The organism is Actinoallomurus oryzae (assembly GCF_039541955.1).
GTDB lineage: Bacteria > Actinomycetota > Actinomycetes > Streptosporangiales > Streptosporangiaceae > Actinoallomurus > Actinoallomurus oryzae.
In genome coordinates, this window is record NZ_BAABHF010000059.1 from 12,753 (window position 1) to 28,040 (window position 15,288).

At 72.6% G+C, this 15,288-nt stretch carries 16 protein-coding genes; 9 read left to right on the forward strand and 7 right to left on the reverse strand.

From position 1 onward, the window contains the following. Positions 1-20 precede the first annotated feature (20 nt). Positions 21-869, forward strand: coding sequence for a helix-turn-helix domain-containing protein (locus ABEA10_RS45460; protein WP_345474928.1), 849 nt, complete (start codon positions 21-23; stop codon positions 867-869). Beyond that, positions 866-1,147 (forward strand): DUF397 domain-containing protein, encoded by a 282-nt coding sequence (locus ABEA10_RS45465; protein WP_345474929.1) that lies wholly within the window; start codon positions 866-868, stop codon positions 1,145-1,147. The genes ABEA10_RS45460 and ABEA10_RS45465 overlap by 4 nt, the downstream gene beginning before the upstream one ends. Positions 1,148-1,187: 40 nt before the next feature. Here the strand turns inward: ABEA10_RS45465 and ABEA10_RS45470 are convergent, their stop codons facing one another. Beyond that, entirely contained in the window at positions 1,188-1,622 is a 435-nt protein-coding gene (locus ABEA10_RS45470; RefSeq protein ID WP_345474930.1) for a MarR family winged helix-turn-helix transcriptional regulator, read from the reverse strand. 66 nt (positions 1,623-1,688) lie between these two features. Between ABEA10_RS45470 and ABEA10_RS45475 the strand changes: the two genes are divergently transcribed. Next, complete coding sequence (locus tag ABEA10_RS45475; protein ID WP_345474931.1) at positions 1,689-2,183, forward strand: universal stress protein; 495 nt, start codon at positions 1,689-1,691, stop codon at positions 2,181-2,183. A 71-nt stretch (positions 2,184-2,254) separates the two neighbouring features. Here the strand turns inward: ABEA10_RS45475 and ABEA10_RS45480 are convergent, their stop codons facing one another. The 3 genes from ABEA10_RS45480 to ABEA10_RS45490 form a co-directional block, all read right to left on the reverse strand. Continuing rightward, positions 2,255-2,767 carry a MarR family winged helix-turn-helix transcriptional regulator gene (locus tag ABEA10_RS45480; RefSeq protein WP_345474932.1) on the reverse strand — a complete coding sequence of 171 codons (513 nt, stop codon included), beginning with the start codon at positions 2,765-2,767 and terminating at the stop codon, positions 2,255-2,257. A gap of 102 nt (positions 2,768-2,869) precedes the next feature. After that, positions 2,870-5,317, reverse strand: coding sequence for an MFS transporter (locus ABEA10_RS45485; protein ID WP_345474933.1), 2,448 nt, complete (start codon positions 5,315-5,317; stop codon positions 2,870-2,872). Between the two features lie 130 nt (positions 5,318-5,447). Continuing rightward, positions 5,448-6,194: a type 1 glutamine amidotransferase gene (locus ABEA10_RS45490; protein ID WP_345474934.1), complete on the reverse strand. Its 747-nt coding sequence runs from the start codon at positions 6,192-6,194 to the stop codon at positions 5,448-5,450. Between the two features lie 192 nt (positions 6,195-6,386). Here ABEA10_RS45490 and ABEA10_RS45495 point away from each other — a divergent pair, with 192 nt between their 5' ends. Next, positions 6,387-6,983, forward strand: a complete 597-nt coding sequence (locus tag ABEA10_RS45495) for an RNA polymerase sigma factor (protein ID WP_345474935.1) — start codon at positions 6,387-6,389, stop codon at positions 6,981-6,983. Next, positions 6,980-7,624, forward strand: a complete 645-nt coding sequence (locus ABEA10_RS45500; protein WP_345474936.1) for a hypothetical protein — start codon at positions 6,980-6,982, stop codon at positions 7,622-7,624. The genes ABEA10_RS45495 and ABEA10_RS45500 overlap by 4 nt, the downstream gene beginning before the upstream one ends. Before the next feature lie 121 nt (positions 7,625-7,745). Here ABEA10_RS45500 and ABEA10_RS45505 read toward each other — a convergent pair whose 3' ends face one another. From ABEA10_RS45505 to ABEA10_RS45515, 3 genes are all read right to left on the reverse strand, one after another. Further along, positions 7,746-8,267: a hypothetical protein gene (locus ABEA10_RS45505; protein WP_345474937.1), complete on the reverse strand. Its 522-nt coding sequence runs from the start codon at positions 8,265-8,267 to the stop codon at positions 7,746-7,748. 1 nt (position 8,268) lies between these two features. Then, the gene (locus ABEA10_RS45510) at positions 8,269-10,332 is read right to left on the reverse strand and encodes a toll/interleukin-1 receptor domain-containing protein (protein WP_345474938.1); all 2,064 of its coding nucleotides are present in this window, start codon (positions 10,330-10,332) and stop codon (positions 8,269-8,271) included. Positions 10,333-10,406: 74 nt separating this feature from the next. Beyond that, positions 10,407-11,285 (reverse strand): DUF4231 domain-containing protein, encoded by an 879-nt coding sequence (locus tag ABEA10_RS45515; RefSeq protein ID WP_345474939.1) that lies wholly within the window; start codon positions 11,283-11,285, stop codon positions 10,407-10,409. A 153-nt stretch (positions 11,286-11,438) separates the two neighbouring features. Between ABEA10_RS45515 and ABEA10_RS45520 the strand changes: the two genes are divergently transcribed. The 4 genes from ABEA10_RS45520 (at position 11,439) to ABEA10_RS45535 (ending at position 15,260) form a co-directional block, all read left to right on the forward strand. Next, positions 11,439-11,846, forward strand: a complete 408-nt coding sequence (locus tag ABEA10_RS45520) for a PaaI family thioesterase (protein WP_345474940.1) — start codon at positions 11,439-11,441, stop codon at positions 11,844-11,846. 65 nt (positions 11,847-11,911) lie between these two features. After that, a complete protein-coding gene (locus ABEA10_RS45525) occupies positions 11,912-12,415 on the forward strand; it encodes a hypothetical protein (RefSeq protein WP_345474941.1) in 504 nt (167 codons plus the stop codon). Beyond that, entirely contained in the window at positions 12,412-14,439 is a 2,028-nt protein-coding gene (locus ABEA10_RS45530) for a molybdopterin-containing oxidoreductase family protein (protein WP_345474942.1), read from the forward strand. Before ABEA10_RS45525 ends, ABEA10_RS45530 begins: the two co-directional genes overlap by 4 nt. Before the next feature lie 128 nt (positions 14,440-14,567). Next, positions 14,568-15,260: a hypothetical protein gene (locus ABEA10_RS45535; protein ID WP_345474943.1), complete on the forward strand. Its 693-nt coding sequence runs from the start codon at positions 14,568-14,570 to the stop codon at positions 15,258-15,260. Positions 15,261-15,288 lie beyond the last annotated feature (28 nt).

Below are 15,288 nucleotides of genomic sequence, written 5' to 3' on the forward strand. Positions count from 1 at the left end.
CTCTTTTTAGGGTGGCCGTAATGAACATTTCCGGCTCGGGACCCGTGGTCCTGCGCATTCTCCTCGGCGCCGAACTCCGCCGCCTTCGTGAACTCGCCGACGTCACGCCCCAGCAGGCCGCACACGAGATCGGTGCGTCGGAGTCGAAGATCAGCCGGATGGAGCGAGGCCGTAACGCGTTCAAGCAGGAGGACGTCGCCGAACTCCTCTTCCTGTACGGCGTCGGCGACGAGACCATCCGCGAGGACCTGCTGTCGCTGGCCCGGCGCGCCAACCAGCCCGGCTGGTGGCACAGCTACAACGACGTCCTGCCCGGCTGGTTCCAGGCCTACGTCGGTCTGGAGAACGCCGCGCAGCGCATCCGGACGTACGAGTCGCACTACATCCCCGGCCTGCTGCAGAGCTCCGACTACGCCGCCGCGGTGATCGCCCTGGACGGTTTCCGCGCCGAGGAGGTCGACCGGCGGGTCACGCTCCGGCGCGACCGCCAGCGACGCTTCCGCGACGGCGCGCTCCGGCTGTGGGCGATCATCGACGAGGCCGCGCTGCGCCGGCCGCTCGGCGGCGCCGGCGTCATGCGCCACCAACTCGAAGAGCTCGTGGCCGCCACCAAGCTGCCGAACCTGACCCTGCAGGTCACCCCGTTCGCCGCCGGGGGGCACACCGCGCTGAACGGATTCTCCATCCTCCGCTTCCCCGATCCGCAGATGACCGACGTCATCTACGTCGAACAGCTCACGAACGCGCTGTACCTGGACAAACGCGAGGAGGTCGATGCCTACCTGCTCGCGATGGAGCGCCTGTCGATCATCAGCGCCTCCCCCGACGAGTCGGTCGACATCATCAACCGCATCATGGACGACTATTGAGCCCGCTCCCTTACGGCATGTCCGCCGGCGACCTGCCCGACGCCCACTGGCACAAGAGCCCGGTCAGCAGCCCGCAGGGCAACTGCGTCGAGCTCGCCGCGCTGCCCGGCGAGCAGATCGCCATGCGCAACTCCCGGCACCCCGACGGCCCGGTGCTGATCTTCACCAAGGCCCAGGTGAAGGGCCTCATCGAGGCGATGAAGCACGGGTCGTTCGACCATCTGCTCATCCGCCCCCACGCCGGCGGCCCTCCCCGTCCCGACCCGCCCGACGGCTGAGAGACCGCCCGGACCCATGCCAGGCGCCGCACGAGGCGGGTCAGGTGAGTTCGGCCGTGATCCGCGAGAGGCTGCGGATGAGCCGCACCGCGTGCTCGCGCTGGTCCTCCGCCAGCGACTCCCACAGCTCGCCGAAGCGTGCGACGACGTTCCGCATCGTCTCCTCCAGCACCGCCTTGCCCCCGGGGGTCAGCGCCAGGGACGTGGTCCGGCCGTCACTGGCGTGCGGCGTGCGGAGCACCAGGCTCCGGCGCTCCAGCGCCGCCAGCGCACGGGTCACCGTGGGCTGCGCGAGCCCCGCGCGCTCCGCGACGGCGGTGACTCCCTGCCCGCCCGCGACGTCGACCGCGGCGAGGACGACGAGCTGCGGCACCGAGACACCGTCTCCCCGGACGGTGTGGGCGGCGCCACCCGTACGCCGCGCCGTGCGCATCAGGTCCAGGACAGCATCGACGAATTCATCGAAAAGCTCCACGCTTCATCCCCCGCTCACCGATTTATATAGCGTACTATGGAACGGCGGTAAGGAGTCAGGACGGTGATGGATCACTCATTCGGACCCGACGGCTCGGACAGCGCTGTCCGGGGCTCGCGGAACAGACCGCTCTTCATCGTGGGCGTGGACGGCACCGACTCCGGGCTCGCCGCGCTCCGCGAGGCCGCCGACCAGGCAGCGCAGGTCGACGCGCGCATCCTATGCGTCCACGTCCGCTCTCTGCCCGGCATGTGCGAGATGACGGCGTTCCTCGCGCCGGGCGCCGTGGCGATCAGCCGCGAGTGCCGCGACAGCCGGGAGATCGACGCCTGGCTCCAGTGCGTCCAGACCCTCGACCCGACGGGCCGGTCCTGGCGGTTCAAGGTCGTCTCAGGCCGTCCGGACCGATGCCTCGCGCAGATCGCACGCGCCGAGCACGGCGACGCCCTGTTCGTCGGGCAGTTGCCGCGCGCGCCGTGGTCGCGCTGGTTCCACCGCTGTCCGGCCCGCCGGCTGGCGCGGTCGGGCGTGTGTCCCGTTCACCGCACCGGCGTGAGCTGAGCCGTCCTTCGAGACCGTGCCGCTGTGCGGAGCCGATGCGGCGGTTCTCTCGGGGCACCGCCTGCCGTTCGCTACGGACGGGGACTCTGGGGCAGGCCCTCGTCACTCCCCGCCGGACGGGAGCGTGCGGGAGTGCCGTTCTCCTGGGCCAGCTGGTTGAAGCGCGCCAGCATCGTGGCCAGGGTGCGCACGTCCTCCTCCGGCCAGGTGTCGAGCAGCGCGTAGAAGCGCTCCCGGCGCGCGACGCGTACGGCGTCCATCCGGCGCCGCCCCTCGCTCGTGAGCGCGAGCAGGTGGGCACGCCCGTCGCAGGGATCGGCGCGGCGTTCGACGAGACCCAGATCCTCCAGCGCCCTCAGCTGGCGGCTGATCGTCGCCTTGCCCACGCCGAAGTAGGCCGCGAGGTCGCTCGGCCGCACCGGCGCGCGGTCGTACAGGCCCAGGAGCAGGCCGTACGCCGCCGGGTCGAGCCCCTGGTGGACCTCACGCATCATGCCGACCGACAGCGCACGCGCGCGGCGCAGGAGGACGCCGAGCTCGTGCTCGACGGCGTCGTAGGTCTCGTGGTCGGCCGCGATCGTCATCACCGTCTTCTCGCCTCGTCCGGATGCTTGCCGCCGGCGAGGATTATCCACGCGTCACCTTAGCGCCGGCGCGAACGGCCCTGTTCACCGGACCGCCGTGTGTCATCGCCCGGGGCGGCCGAGCCACACGTCGTGCGTGTCCTCGCCCCGGCCGTCGACGACGACCGGGCTGGTCACCGGCGGATAGGCGGAGGTCGTGAGGGTGTACCGGCCGCCGGTCAGATCGCCGAAGGCGTACTCCCCGTCCGGGCCGGTCGTCGCGACGCCGACCACGTTGCCGGCGGCGTCGTGCAGCGTGACGCGGGCGTCGGCGAGCGGCCCGCGCCCGTCGGCACGGACGACCCCCCGCAGCCGGGCGGTGGGCGGCAGCGTGACGTCCTGCCGGGTCCGCCCGTCGCCGACCTCGACCGGCACCGCGACCGGCCGGTGCGCGCCCGCCCCGACCGTGAGGGTGTACGGCCCGGGCGCCGGCCGGGCGAAGGCGTAGGCGCCGTCGCCGCCGGTCGTGCCGGTCGCGACGACCTCGCCACGCGCGTCGGTGAGGATGACCAGCGCCTCGCGCGCCGGTGCGCCGTCCGCGTCGTGGACCGTGCCGGCGAGCCCGCCGGAACCGGCGAGCGCCACGTCGAGCCGCGCGGGCCGGTCGCCGACGTCGACGGGGACCGCGCACGGGTCGTGCTCGCCCGCCGACGCGATCAGGACGTAGCCGCCGCGCCCAGGTGCCGTGAGCGTGTACCGGCCGTCGGCCCCGGCGGTGGCACGGCCGACCTGGCGGCCGCTGGCGTCGATGAGCGTGAGCGCGGCGCGTGCGACCGGGACGCCGGCGGCGTCGCGCACGGTCCCGTGGATGACGTTCCCGGTGTCCGGCGCACGGCTCGGCGCGGCGTACGCGGTCTCGGGCGTACGATTCGGCGCCGCGTGCGTGGTCTCGGGCGTACGATTCGGCGCGGCGTGCGCGGGCCGGTACGCCGCTCTCGCGGCCGGAGCCGCGGCGGTCTCGGCGGTGCCGGTGTTCGCGGTGCGCAGCGGCACCTCCTTGATGAACAGGATAGTGATCAGCGCGAGGACCGCGAACGGTGACGCGTAGGCGAACACGTTGCCGATGCCGTGGCCGAACGCGTCCTCCACGATCGGCCTGATCTGCGGAGGGAGCGCGGAAAGCCGGGGGATGGAGTCGCCGCCGGTGCCCGTGCCGCGCGCGCCGATGCCGGCCAGGCCCTGCGCGGTGTAGTGCGCGACCCGGCCGGACAGCACCGCGCCCAACGCCGACACGCCGACCGCGCCGCCGAGCGTGCGGAAGAAGGCCACGACCGAGCTGGCGGCGCCGAGCTCCTGCGGGCGGACCTGGTTCTGCACCGACAGCACGAGGTTCTGCATCACCATGCCGAGGCCGATGCCGACGAAGGCCATGAAGACCGCGGCCCGCCAGTACGGCGTGTCGTGCCGCAGCGTGCTCATCAGGTCATAGCCGCCGGACAGGAAGAGGCCTCCCAGCACGAGGATGCCCTTCCAGCGCCCGGTCCTGGTGATGATGCGCCCGGCCACGGTCGAGGCCACCGCCAGACCGAAAATCATCGGAAGGGTCATGAGACCGGCGCGGGTCGGGCTCGCGCCCCGGGCGAGCTGGAAGTACTGGCTGAGGAACGTCGTCGCGCCGAACATCGCGACGCCGACGAGGAGGCTGGCCACCACCGCCAGGCTCACGGTGCGGATGCGGAACAGCCGCAGCGGCAGGATCGGCTCGCTCGCGCGCCGCTCCACGAGCAGGAACAGGAGCGCCAGGACCACCGCGCCGCAGAGCATGAGGGCGGTCTGCCAGGACAGCCGGTCGTAGTCGTGGCCGGCGAACGACACCCACACCAGCACGAGGGAGGTCGAGGCGGCGATCAGCGTGGCGCCCGCCCAGTCGACCTTCACCTGACGCCTCCGCGCCGGGAGGTGGAGCGTCTTCTGCAGGACGATCAGTGCGAGGACGGCGAACGGCACGCCGACGTAGAAGCACCAGCGCCAGCCCAGCCAGGAGGTGTCGACGATCACGCCGCCGATGAGCGGGCCGCCGATGGTGGCGAGCGCGAACACGGCGCCGATGTAACCGGAGTAGCGACCGCGTTCCCGCGGCGCGATCATCACGGCCATGATCACCTGCGCCAGGGCGGTCAGGCCGCCGGCGCCGACGCCCTGCACGACGCGGGCCGTGATGAGCATGGCGGGGTTCTGCGCGAGGCCCGCGAAGGCCGATCCGGCGACGAACACGAGCAGCCCGAGCTGGACCAGCACCTTCTTGCTCGTCAGGTCCGCGAGCTTGCCCCAGATGGGCGTCGTGATCGTGGTCGCCAGCAGCGTCGCGGTGATGACCCAGGTGTAGGTGGTCTGGCCCGCGTCGAGGTCGGCGATGATGGTGGGCAGGGCGTTGGACACGACGGTCGACGACAGGATCGCCACGAACAGGCCGAGCAGCAGCCCGGACAGCGCCTCCATGATCTGCCGATGCGACATCGGTGCCGCCGAATCGGACTCCTGCTCCCGCCGCCCGGACGCTACCGCGGTCACCATCGCTCCTCTCCCACCGTTACGGCACTTGATTGCCTGGAGCAACGATAATCGCGCTTGGTTGCCTCAAGCAACCTTCTGCCGATGGGAGAGCGCGCCGGCGGTCCGGCGCCGTAGGGCGAGCGGCGGGTCAGCCGGGCAGGTTCGCGCGGGCGGCGGAGGTGCGCGGGGTCTCGCGCACGAGTGTGGCGAAGTTGGACGCGAGGCGCCGCGCGTGCCGGGACGACTCCGGCTCGGCCCGCTCGGCCTCGGCGCGGAGGACGCGCAGGTCCAGGCCGGCATCGGCGAGGGCGGCCTCGTCCCACCGGTCGAGCCGGTCGGCTCCCGCCTCCGGATGGAACTGCACGCCCCAGGCCCGCTCCCCCACGCGGAACGCCTGGATCGGGCAGGCGTCGCTCTCGGCCAGCAGGACGGCGTCCGGCGGGAGCCCGGTGATCTGGTCGCGGTGGTTCTGGATGAAACGGAGCCGATCCGGCAGCCCGGCGAACAGCGGGTCCCCGTCGGCCTCGCGGCGCAGCGAGACGCGGCACGAACCGCGCTCCGGACGGCCGTGATCGCCGCGGACCACGCCGCCCGCGACCATGGCCAGCACCTGGGCGCCCAGGCAGATGCCCAGCAGCGGGACGCCGCGCGCCACCGCGTTCCGCGTCAGCTCGCGCTCGGCCGCCAGCCACGGGGCGCGTTCGTCGTCATCGGGCAGGAGGCCGCCGCCGAGCAGGACCACCGCGTCGTAGCCGTCCGGCGCGGCGGGGACCGCGTCGCCCGTCACCTCGACCATGTGCAGCCCGTCAGCCTCCCACCAGGGAAGGAGCCGGCCGAGCGGGCTCCGCTCCGCGTTGCGGACGACGAGGACCCGGTGGGGAGGAAGAGAGGTCACTGCTGCGCTCCATCGAACGTCTGCTGCGGTCGGACCGGCGCACCTCGTCCGATGTCCCGCTTCACGTGGGGCCGGCGGGTGACCACTATTCCAGCCCCACGGACCGCCCGCTCCACGAGCGTCCGCCCCGTGCGCACCCGTTCGTCGGCGACGGCTTGGGGCGTACCTCTCATATGCCGCATCATGTCCCGGGTGAGTCACGCAGAGGAGCTCGATCACCCGCCTTGGCCGGTGGCGGGTCCGGAGGATCTCGACACGGCTCTCCGGGCCGCCCGCGAGGGGGACGAGGACGCCTTCCGCACGCTCTACCGGCAGTTCCACCCTCGGCTGCTGCGCTACGTGCGCACGCTGGTCGGCGACGACGCCGAAGACGTCACCTCCGAGGCGTGGCTGCGCATCGCCCGGGACATCACCGTCTTCGACGGCGACGCCGAGGGCTTCCGCGCCTGGACGGCGACCATCGCCCGCCACCGTGCGCTCGACCATCTTCGCCGTCGCCGGCGCCGTCCGGTCGAGCAGGCGCCGGTCGCCGAGTTCCCCGACCCGCCCGCGCCCGACGACACCGAGACGGCGGCGCTGGACTCGCTGTCCACCCGGGCGGCCCTGGCGCTGATCGCCCGCCTGCCCCGCGACCAGGCTGAGATCATCGTGCTGCGCGTCGTCGTCGGCCTGGACTCCAAGGCCGTCGCGCGGCTCGTCGGCAAGCGCCCCGGAGCCGTACGGACGGCGGCGCACCGCGGGCTGCGCCGTCTCGAGCGTCTCATCAACGACCTGGAGCTCCCGCGATGAACGATCCCGGTCTCGACCCCGACACCGCCGAGCGGATGCTCCGCGGAGAACCCGCCGGACCGCCGGGGCTCACCGCGCTGCTCGCCGCGGCGTCCGCGCGCCCGGTACGGGAGCCGGACGGTGAGGAGGCGGCCGTCGCGGCGTTCCGCGAGGCGCGTTCGCTCCCGTCCCCGGGCCCGCGCCGGATCCGTGCGCTCGCCGGGCTGAAGGCGGCCGCGGCCGCCCTCGTGCTGCTGCTCGCCGGGGGCGTCGCCGTGGCGGCCACCGGGCACTCGCGTGGACCCGCGAGGACCGGGTACCCCGGGCGTACCGGCGCCCCGGCCGGGTCAGGCCGTACGACGGGCCGCTACGGCCCGAGCCTGAGCCCGCCTCCGAGCCCGAGCCCACGTCCGAGCACGAGCCCGACTCCACGCACGGCGGCGGCCTCGCACCCCACACCGGAGGCCGGGCGCAGCGAACGGCCGTCGCAGGAGACGGAGACGCCGCCCGGGAAACCGAAGAGTCACACCCCGCGGGACAAATCAACGGTCAAGGTGGGCGTTCCGTCCGTCCGACCGCGGAAGCTCATCGGGACGAGCCCCACGAAGAAGATCGCGCAGGACGAGGCCGATTCCGTGGCGGGCGCCCTCGGGAACCTGTGACACCGAAGGCGTCCGTGACGGTGGAAACCAGTAGTCCTCGCCTCTCCCCCGTGAGTTCCGTAACGGGCGAACTGCATTCAAACGCGGGGGAGAGGCGAGGGCCGTCGTCGGCTCGCCCGGCTCAGCACGGCGCTCCGGCCGCCGCTCGCCGCAGCGCGCCGCGAGGCCACATGACCTCGACGCGGATCGCCCGGCGGCGGGCCTGCTCCACGGCCTCGGCGGTGCCGCCGCGACCGTGGGCGGGGCGGCCGTCCCACACGGCGATCAGCCGGTCCGCGCCCCGCAGCATCAGCTCGTTGGCCGCCGCGTACGAGGCCGGGATCGGCAGGTCGAACGGCAGTGTGTCGACCCTCTCGGCCCGGCTCAGGAGCGCGTCGTAGGCCCGGCGCGCGTCCGGCGGGAGCGTGGCGCGGTAGCCGTTCGCCGCGACGACCGCGTGCAGCCGGCCGCCGAGCCCCAGTACGGCGCGGGCGAAGATCTGGTCCGCGCCGGGGGCCAGACAGGAGACGCCGACCAGGTCCGGGCCGTACGGCTCGAGGGCCTCGTGGATGGCGGACGACACCAGGCGCGCGGTCCGCTCGGTGAGGTCGCGGTGGCCGGTGACCGCCACGCGCGGGCATCCGGTCGGCAGGCCGGTCGTCAACTCAGGTCTCCAGCGGGAGTTCGGTCATCACGGCGGCGTCGGCGTAGGTCGCGGCCAGCCGCTCGACGGCGGCGTAGCGCGTCGCGTCGGCCTCCAGCCCCTCGAGGTACTCGACCGCGCCCGGTACGCCGAGCCGAACGTACAGCGGCAGGATACCGGTGAAGAACTCCCGGTACTCCAGGCCGGACAGGCCGAGGACCGGCCGCTCCCCCACGCCCGTGCGGTAGGTGCGGCGGGTCCGCTCGGCGAGCGTGGTCAGCTCCGCCTGGAGCGCCGCCGTCTCGGCCGTTCCCTCGCCGCGCACGGCGTCCAGGAGCGCGGCGGCCGGCTCCTCGTGGCCGTGCACGATCAGGTTGTCCGCGGACAGCCGCGCCATGCGTTCGACGTCCCGCCGGGACGCGTGGTGGTCGCGGCACAGCCGCAGGGCGTACTCCACGGCCTGGTTCTCCCGGATCGCCAGGAGCTCCTCCAGGGTGTACGGGCGCATCTCGGCGTCGGCCGGAAACTGGAACCGCGCCGGCAGCCGGCAGTCGAACACCCAGTAGAACAGGTGCTCCTTGGCGTGGTGGTAGTAGCGCATGTTCCGCGCGAACGTGACCCCCTGCGACAGGTCCGCGCCGAGCTCCAGCGCGATCCGGCGGCGGGCGGCGACCATCGGCGCGTGCGGCGGCAGGGGGAAGGTCCCGACCCCGGCGTGCTCCTCCAGCCGCCGGTAGTCCTCCTGCGTGATGTAGCCGGCGGGGTGGGACAGGTGGTCGAGCTCGCGCTCGGCATTGCGCGAGGTGCGGAACTGCAGCAGCGGCACGGCCGCGCCCCGCGACTCCCACCAGGTGACGACGAGGACGAGCGGCAGCCAGCCCGTCGCGCCGGAGCCGCGCTGCAGGACGCGGTTGCCGAACCGGGCCTCGGTGATCTGGAAGATGTCGTCGTCATCCGGCTCGCCGATGGGCAGCACCTCGTCGTACTTGGTGCTGAGGTCGACGATGTCGTTGAACGCGGCGCCGAAGTACTGGTCGGTGCGGTCGGCGAACTCCAGCATGAGGTGGTCGGAGGCACTGCGCCGCGGCGGGCGGATCACCATCTGCACGACGCGGCGCCCGTCGGGCATGTCGAACAGCGTCCCGGTGAAGGGCGGGATGTGCCCGTACTCGTGCAGCGTCAGCCGGTGCGGCTGGTTCTCCTTCTGCAGGAACGCCGACAGGGACCGCCGCCCGTAGCCGGCGTTCTGCCGGCGGCGCCGCAGCGCCGTCTCCTTGTCGGGGAACTGCGCGTCGTGCTCGTCGCGGACCAGCTCCAGCAGGCCGTCCTCCAGGAAGACGATGCGCAGCGAACGCCAGAAGGCGTGGCTTCCGTGCCGGGACCGCTTCCGTTTTAGCGCGGCCTCCAGCGACTCGGCGAGGCTGGTGTTGGTCCAGCCCACGACGGTGACGTTCACGGCCTCGGCGAGCAGCGAGACGAACCGGTCGCCCTCGCCCACGTAGCCGGAGGTGACTTGCGGGTGCTCGGTCTCCTCGTCGCCGGCCGGCGCGAGCACGGCCGGCGAGGCGCCGTTCAGCCGGACGAGCGCGTCGTGGATGTCGCGCGCCAGCCGGGTCACCTCCCGGGTGAACTCCGCGCCCGCCAGCCCCGCGAGGTCGATCCCCTGGCGCTCGTTCACATCCAGCCGCCGTCGCCGCTGCTCCGCGGTCAGGCCCTCCTCGGCCGGGGAACCGGCGGGCATGACCGGGAAGATCCGCGGGACCGAGCGCGCCGAGCCCTCCTCGAGCGAGTGGTCCCGCTCGGCCCGGACGAAGAACTCATACTCCCGCGCGCACCAGTCCGAGATCAGGTACCGCTCGGTGAGGACGGCGATCATCACCGAGCTCGTGCGCAGGGCGCCGGTGATGGTCCGCTGCCAGCGCTGCGCGGTCGGAATCCCGTCCTGGTCGAGGAAGACGGTGAGCCGGCGACCGGCGATCGCGGCGAACGTCTCCTGGAGCTCCTCGACCAGCCGCTGGATGAGCTGCGGGTCGTCATCATGGGCATAGCTGACGAATACGTCGAAGCCGGCCGCTCCCTGACTCAAACGTTCCTCCGTGTCCAGCCCTGCCCTCCTTCCTTCGACGCGCGGGCCGCCCCGCCGGTGCCACGGACGTCATCTCAGGTGTGCGAGGCCCACCAGAGAGTGTGCTCGCGGGAGATGGCCTCCTCCGCCTCGTCCACGAAGTGGGCCCACTCGACCTCGGTCTGCGGCCACTCGGCGCGTTCGGCGATGGTGGCGAGTTCGAGCGCGGCGACGGAGTAGGCGCTGGCCAGCTGCTGGTGCTGCCGGGTCTGCAGCCACGCGACGCCGCCGGCGGCGAGCGCGCCGAAGATCCCCGGCAGGTCGAAGTCGACCAGCTGGACGGCCGCCAGCACGGCCGCCACGAGCCCGGCCGTCTCCAGGGCGGCCAGCGCGACCGACCACTGGGCGCTGCGGCGCTCGTTGCGCCGCGCCCGGCCGGCGTACCAGGCCCGCTGGTCGTTGATCCGCCCGATGAGGTACTGCCGCTGCCGTTCCTCCAGCGGCAGCGTGCGCACCTGGCGCATCGCCGAGGTCACCTGACGGTCCTCGCCGCGTACGGGAACCGGGGCGAAGTCGCGCAGGCTGGAGGTGATGCCGGTGAAGCGCCGCAGGAGGAGCCGCTCGGCGCCGCGCTCGTCCGCGCCCCCGTCCAGGTCGAACGGCTGGCCGCCCACGGCGTAGCGCCACGCGAGGGTCTTGGCGGACTCGGCCGCGGCGCGCGCTTCGTACCAGTGGCGGTCGGGCCGGACGGTCAGCAGGAAGACCTCGGTGACCAGGGCCGTCGCCAGGGACGCGGCCGCGCAGATCGCGGCGGCGTCGACGCGCCCGGCGTTGAGGCTGAACGAGCCGAAGACGGCGGCGAGGAGGAGCGAGGCGAGCTGGAACCGGACGGCGAGGAGAAAACGTCGCTGCCCCACCGTCGCGCTGTGGTCGGCGGCACGGTAAAGCGCCGGAAACTCCGACTCCGCTATCACCTCCACACACTAAGAAATGCATCACCATAGGTACGAATGTCAATGAGGTGCCCTATCCGGGCGACGGGAAATCTCTTTACGGCGGGCCGGGAATCGGCGCAATGACCTCGGAGGTAACGGTCCCGGCGCGCCGGGACTGGCAGAATGCCGCGCATGCCCTCCCCCGACGAGTTGCGCTCGGCGATGCCGTTCGCGCAGGCCAGCGGCGTGATGATCGAGACCGCGTCCCCCGAAGAGGTCACCGGAACGCTCGGCTGGGCGCCGGAGCGCTGCACCGCCGGCGGCGCGCTGCACGGCGGCGCGCTGATGACCCTCGCCGACAGCATCGGCGCCGTCTGCGCCTTCCTCAACCTGCCCCCGGACGCCGCCACCACGACCGTCGAGTCGAGCAGCCGCTTCTTCCGCGCCGTGCGCGAGGGACAGGTGCGGGCGGTCGCGCGCCCGCTGCACGCCGGGCGCAGGACCATCGTCGTCCAGACCGACCTGTACGACGACGGCGGGCGCCACGTCGCGCAGACCACCCAGACGCAGGCCGTGCTACGGGCACCGGGCCGGGTGTAATGCGCGTTCAATACGGACATTCCTGGCGGGTATAAAGGGAGCAACACCAGTCCGCAGGAGGGCCCGTGACGGAGAGCACGATCACCAGGACCGGCGCGTACCGACCGCGGGCCATCAGCTTCCTCAAAATCCACGAGGCGGCCGGCTGGCGGCTGAAGTTCTACGGCATCACGGTGAACGGGGGGCCGCCCCGGGCCGAGCTCGTCACGGTCGGCGAAGCGCTCGTGCCCTCGGTGCTGCCGAGCCCGGCCGTGTACAGCGGAGGCGGCGACCCGCACGACATCGACCGGTACGGCGTCGGCTTCGTCATCCTCCACGACGCGAGGGACTACGCCTTCGCCCTGTTCGACTGGTGGGCCGGCGAGAACGAGCTCCACCAGCGGATCTACTCCGCACTGCCGACGCGGCTCGGCGCGATGCGGCCGCATCCGACGCCCGCGATCGGCTGCGTGTGGGAGCTGGCCGTCACCGAGTTCGAGCGGCGCGCCTGGCTCGAACACGTGCTCGCCCGGCCCGGCGGACCCGACATCGAGGGCTACCTCGCCCAGCGCTTCCAGGGTGACGTGTGAAGACGGTCCTTGGCGCCTGCCCGCTCGACTGCCCGGACGGCTGCTCCTGGCTGGTGACCGTGGACGACGACGGCACGGCCGTGAAGCTGCGCGGCAACCCCGCCCACCCCGTGACCCGCGGCGCGCTGTGCGTGAAGGTCAACCGCTACCTGGAGCAGACCTCGGCACCCGACCGCATCCTGCACCCGATGCGGCGCGTCGGCCGCAAGGGCGAGGGCCGCTTCGAGCGGATCAGCTGGGACGAGGCCCTCGACGAGATCGCCGGCCGGCTCGGCGACATCACGCGCGAGTACGGCGGCCAGGCGATCTGGCCGTTCCACGGCACCGGCTCGCTCGGGTACGTCCAGGGGCTGGAGGGCTTCGCGGGCCGCCGTTTCTTCAACGTCCTCGGCGCCTCGGTGCACGAGCCGACCATCTGCTCGATCGCCGGCAGCGCGGGCCTGAAGTACACCCTCGGCACCTCCGGCGGCATGGATCCGGAGGACTTCGCCCGGTCCAAACTGGTGCTGCTCTGGGGCACGAACCCGCTGACCAGCGGCCATCACTCCTGGAAGTTCATCCAGGACGCCCGGCGCGACGGCGCGTACGTCGTGGCCATCGACCCGGTGCGCACCCGCACCGCGGCGCAGGCCGACGAGCACCTGGCCCCGATGCCGGGCACCGACGCCGCCCTGGCCCTCGGCCTGCTGCACGTCATCGTCCGCATGGGCGCGCACGACCAGGACTACATCGACGCGCGCACGCTCGGCTGGGAGGCCTTCCGCGCCCGCATCGAGGAGTTCCCGCCCGACCGGGTCGCGAAGATCACCGGGCTGCCCGAGGAGCGGATCGTCGCGCTCGGCGAGCGCGTCGCCCGGACCCGGCCGACCGCGATCCGCGCCACGCAGGGCATCCAGCGGCACGCGGGCGGCGGGATGGCGCTGCGCACACTCGCCTGCCTGCCCGGCGTGACCGGCGACTGGGCGCTCCCCGGCGGGGGCCTGTACTACTCCACGAGCGGCCACTTCAAGCTCAACCTGCCCAAGCTCGTGCGGATCGACCTGCTGCCGCATCCGGTGCGGAGCCTGACCATGACCCGCCTCGGCGAGGGGCTGCTCGAGGTGGACGACCCGCCGGTCAAGGCGCTGTTCGTCATCGCGGCCAACCCGGTCGGCAGCAACCCGGCGCAGGGGAAGGTGCGCCGCGGGCTGTCCCGCGAGGACCTGTTCACCGTGGTGCTGGAGCACTTTCCCACGGACACCACGGACTACGCCGACATCGTGCTGCCGGCCACGATGCAGACCGAGCACCTCGACGTCATCGCCGGGTACGGGCACCTCTACCTGGTCTGGAACGAACCGGCCGTGGCCCCGCCGGGCGAGTGCCTGTCCACCTCCGAGACGTTCCGCCGGCTGGCCCGCCGCATGGGCATGACCGAGCCGAGCCTGTACGACTCCGACGAGGACCTCGTACGGCAGCTCCTCGACTCGGCCCACCCGTGGCTGGACGGCATCACCGTGGAGGAACTCCGCAAGCGCGGGTTCGCCCGGCTGCGGGTCGACCGGCCCTTCCTGCCGTTCGCCGACGGCTTCCCGACGTCCTCGGGGCGGCTGGAGTTCTACTCCGAGCGCGCCACGCGTCTGGGGCTCGACCCGCTGCCCGGGTTCACCCCGCACGCCGATCCCGGCGAGGGGCTCGTGCTCATCTCCGCCGCGCCCCACCACTTCCTCAACACGACCTTCGGCAACAACCCCGAGCTGCGGCGCCGGGCCGGCGGGCCGGTGATCGTCCTGCATCCGGACGACGCCGCCGCGCGGGGCATCACCGACGGCGACGCGGTCCGCGTGCACAACGCACGGGGCGCGTTCGAGGCCACCGCGGAGGTCTCGGACCGCGTACGTCCCGGGGTGGCCGCCACCACCAAGGGCCGCTGGGCGAAGTTCACCGGTGGCGCCACCGTCAACGCGACGATCGACGAACGGGACGCGGACATGAGGCACGGCGCGGTCTTTCATGACAACCGTGTCGAGGTTGATCTTTCCTGAGATTTACTGATATTCCCGGTGGATCCTGCCCGCCGCGGCCTGCCACCGGCGCACCTCACCGCTGAACCGATCAAGACAGGCGACGTACGGGTATTGGCCTGTACTGATCATCGGTCGATCGGAGCGTGATGACGCACGAAGCGGTATGTACGGACCTGGGAGACGCCCTGCCGCTGTCTCCCGGTTACATCGAGACCTTCTACCGGCCCTTCGTCGAGGGCGGCGGCGCGCGGTCGCTCATCCGGTCGATCCTCGCGGACGAGAGCCGTCTCGCCTGGTGCGCCGCGAACGGCTACCGGCACCACAACGACTTCACCAAGGTGGTGCTCGCGGTCTCGCCCGCCGGACGCAAGCTCGTCTGGCATGAGTGGCGGCAGCGGCAGCCCTGGGTGGACGGCGACTACCACAACCATCGCTGGGACTTCGTGTCCTACCTCGCCGCGGGTGAGCTGGAGCTGACGGAGTACGAGGAGGACCCGCACGGCGAGCTGGCGGTGAGCCACTACCGCTACGAGTCGCCCGGATCCCGCGCGGAGTACGTCCTGCGGCTGACCGGCCCCGCCCGGCTGCTCGAGGTGCGGCGGCGGAAGGTCGCGTCCGGCGAGTACTACCACCAGCCGTACGCGATCGTGCACAACGCCGCGTCGATGGCGCAGGGCACCAGCACGCTCATCGTGCAGGGCGAGGTGGCCTCCGCCGCGACCGACGTCTACCTGGCCGGGGCGGACGAGGAGCGGCTCAGCCGCGCCGCGCCGCGGCTGTCGCCCGCCGACCTGCGGCCGCTGCTGGAGGAGTTCCACGCCCGCCTGAGCGGCCGGTGACAGGCCGTACCGGGAGCCCGGCCGCCGC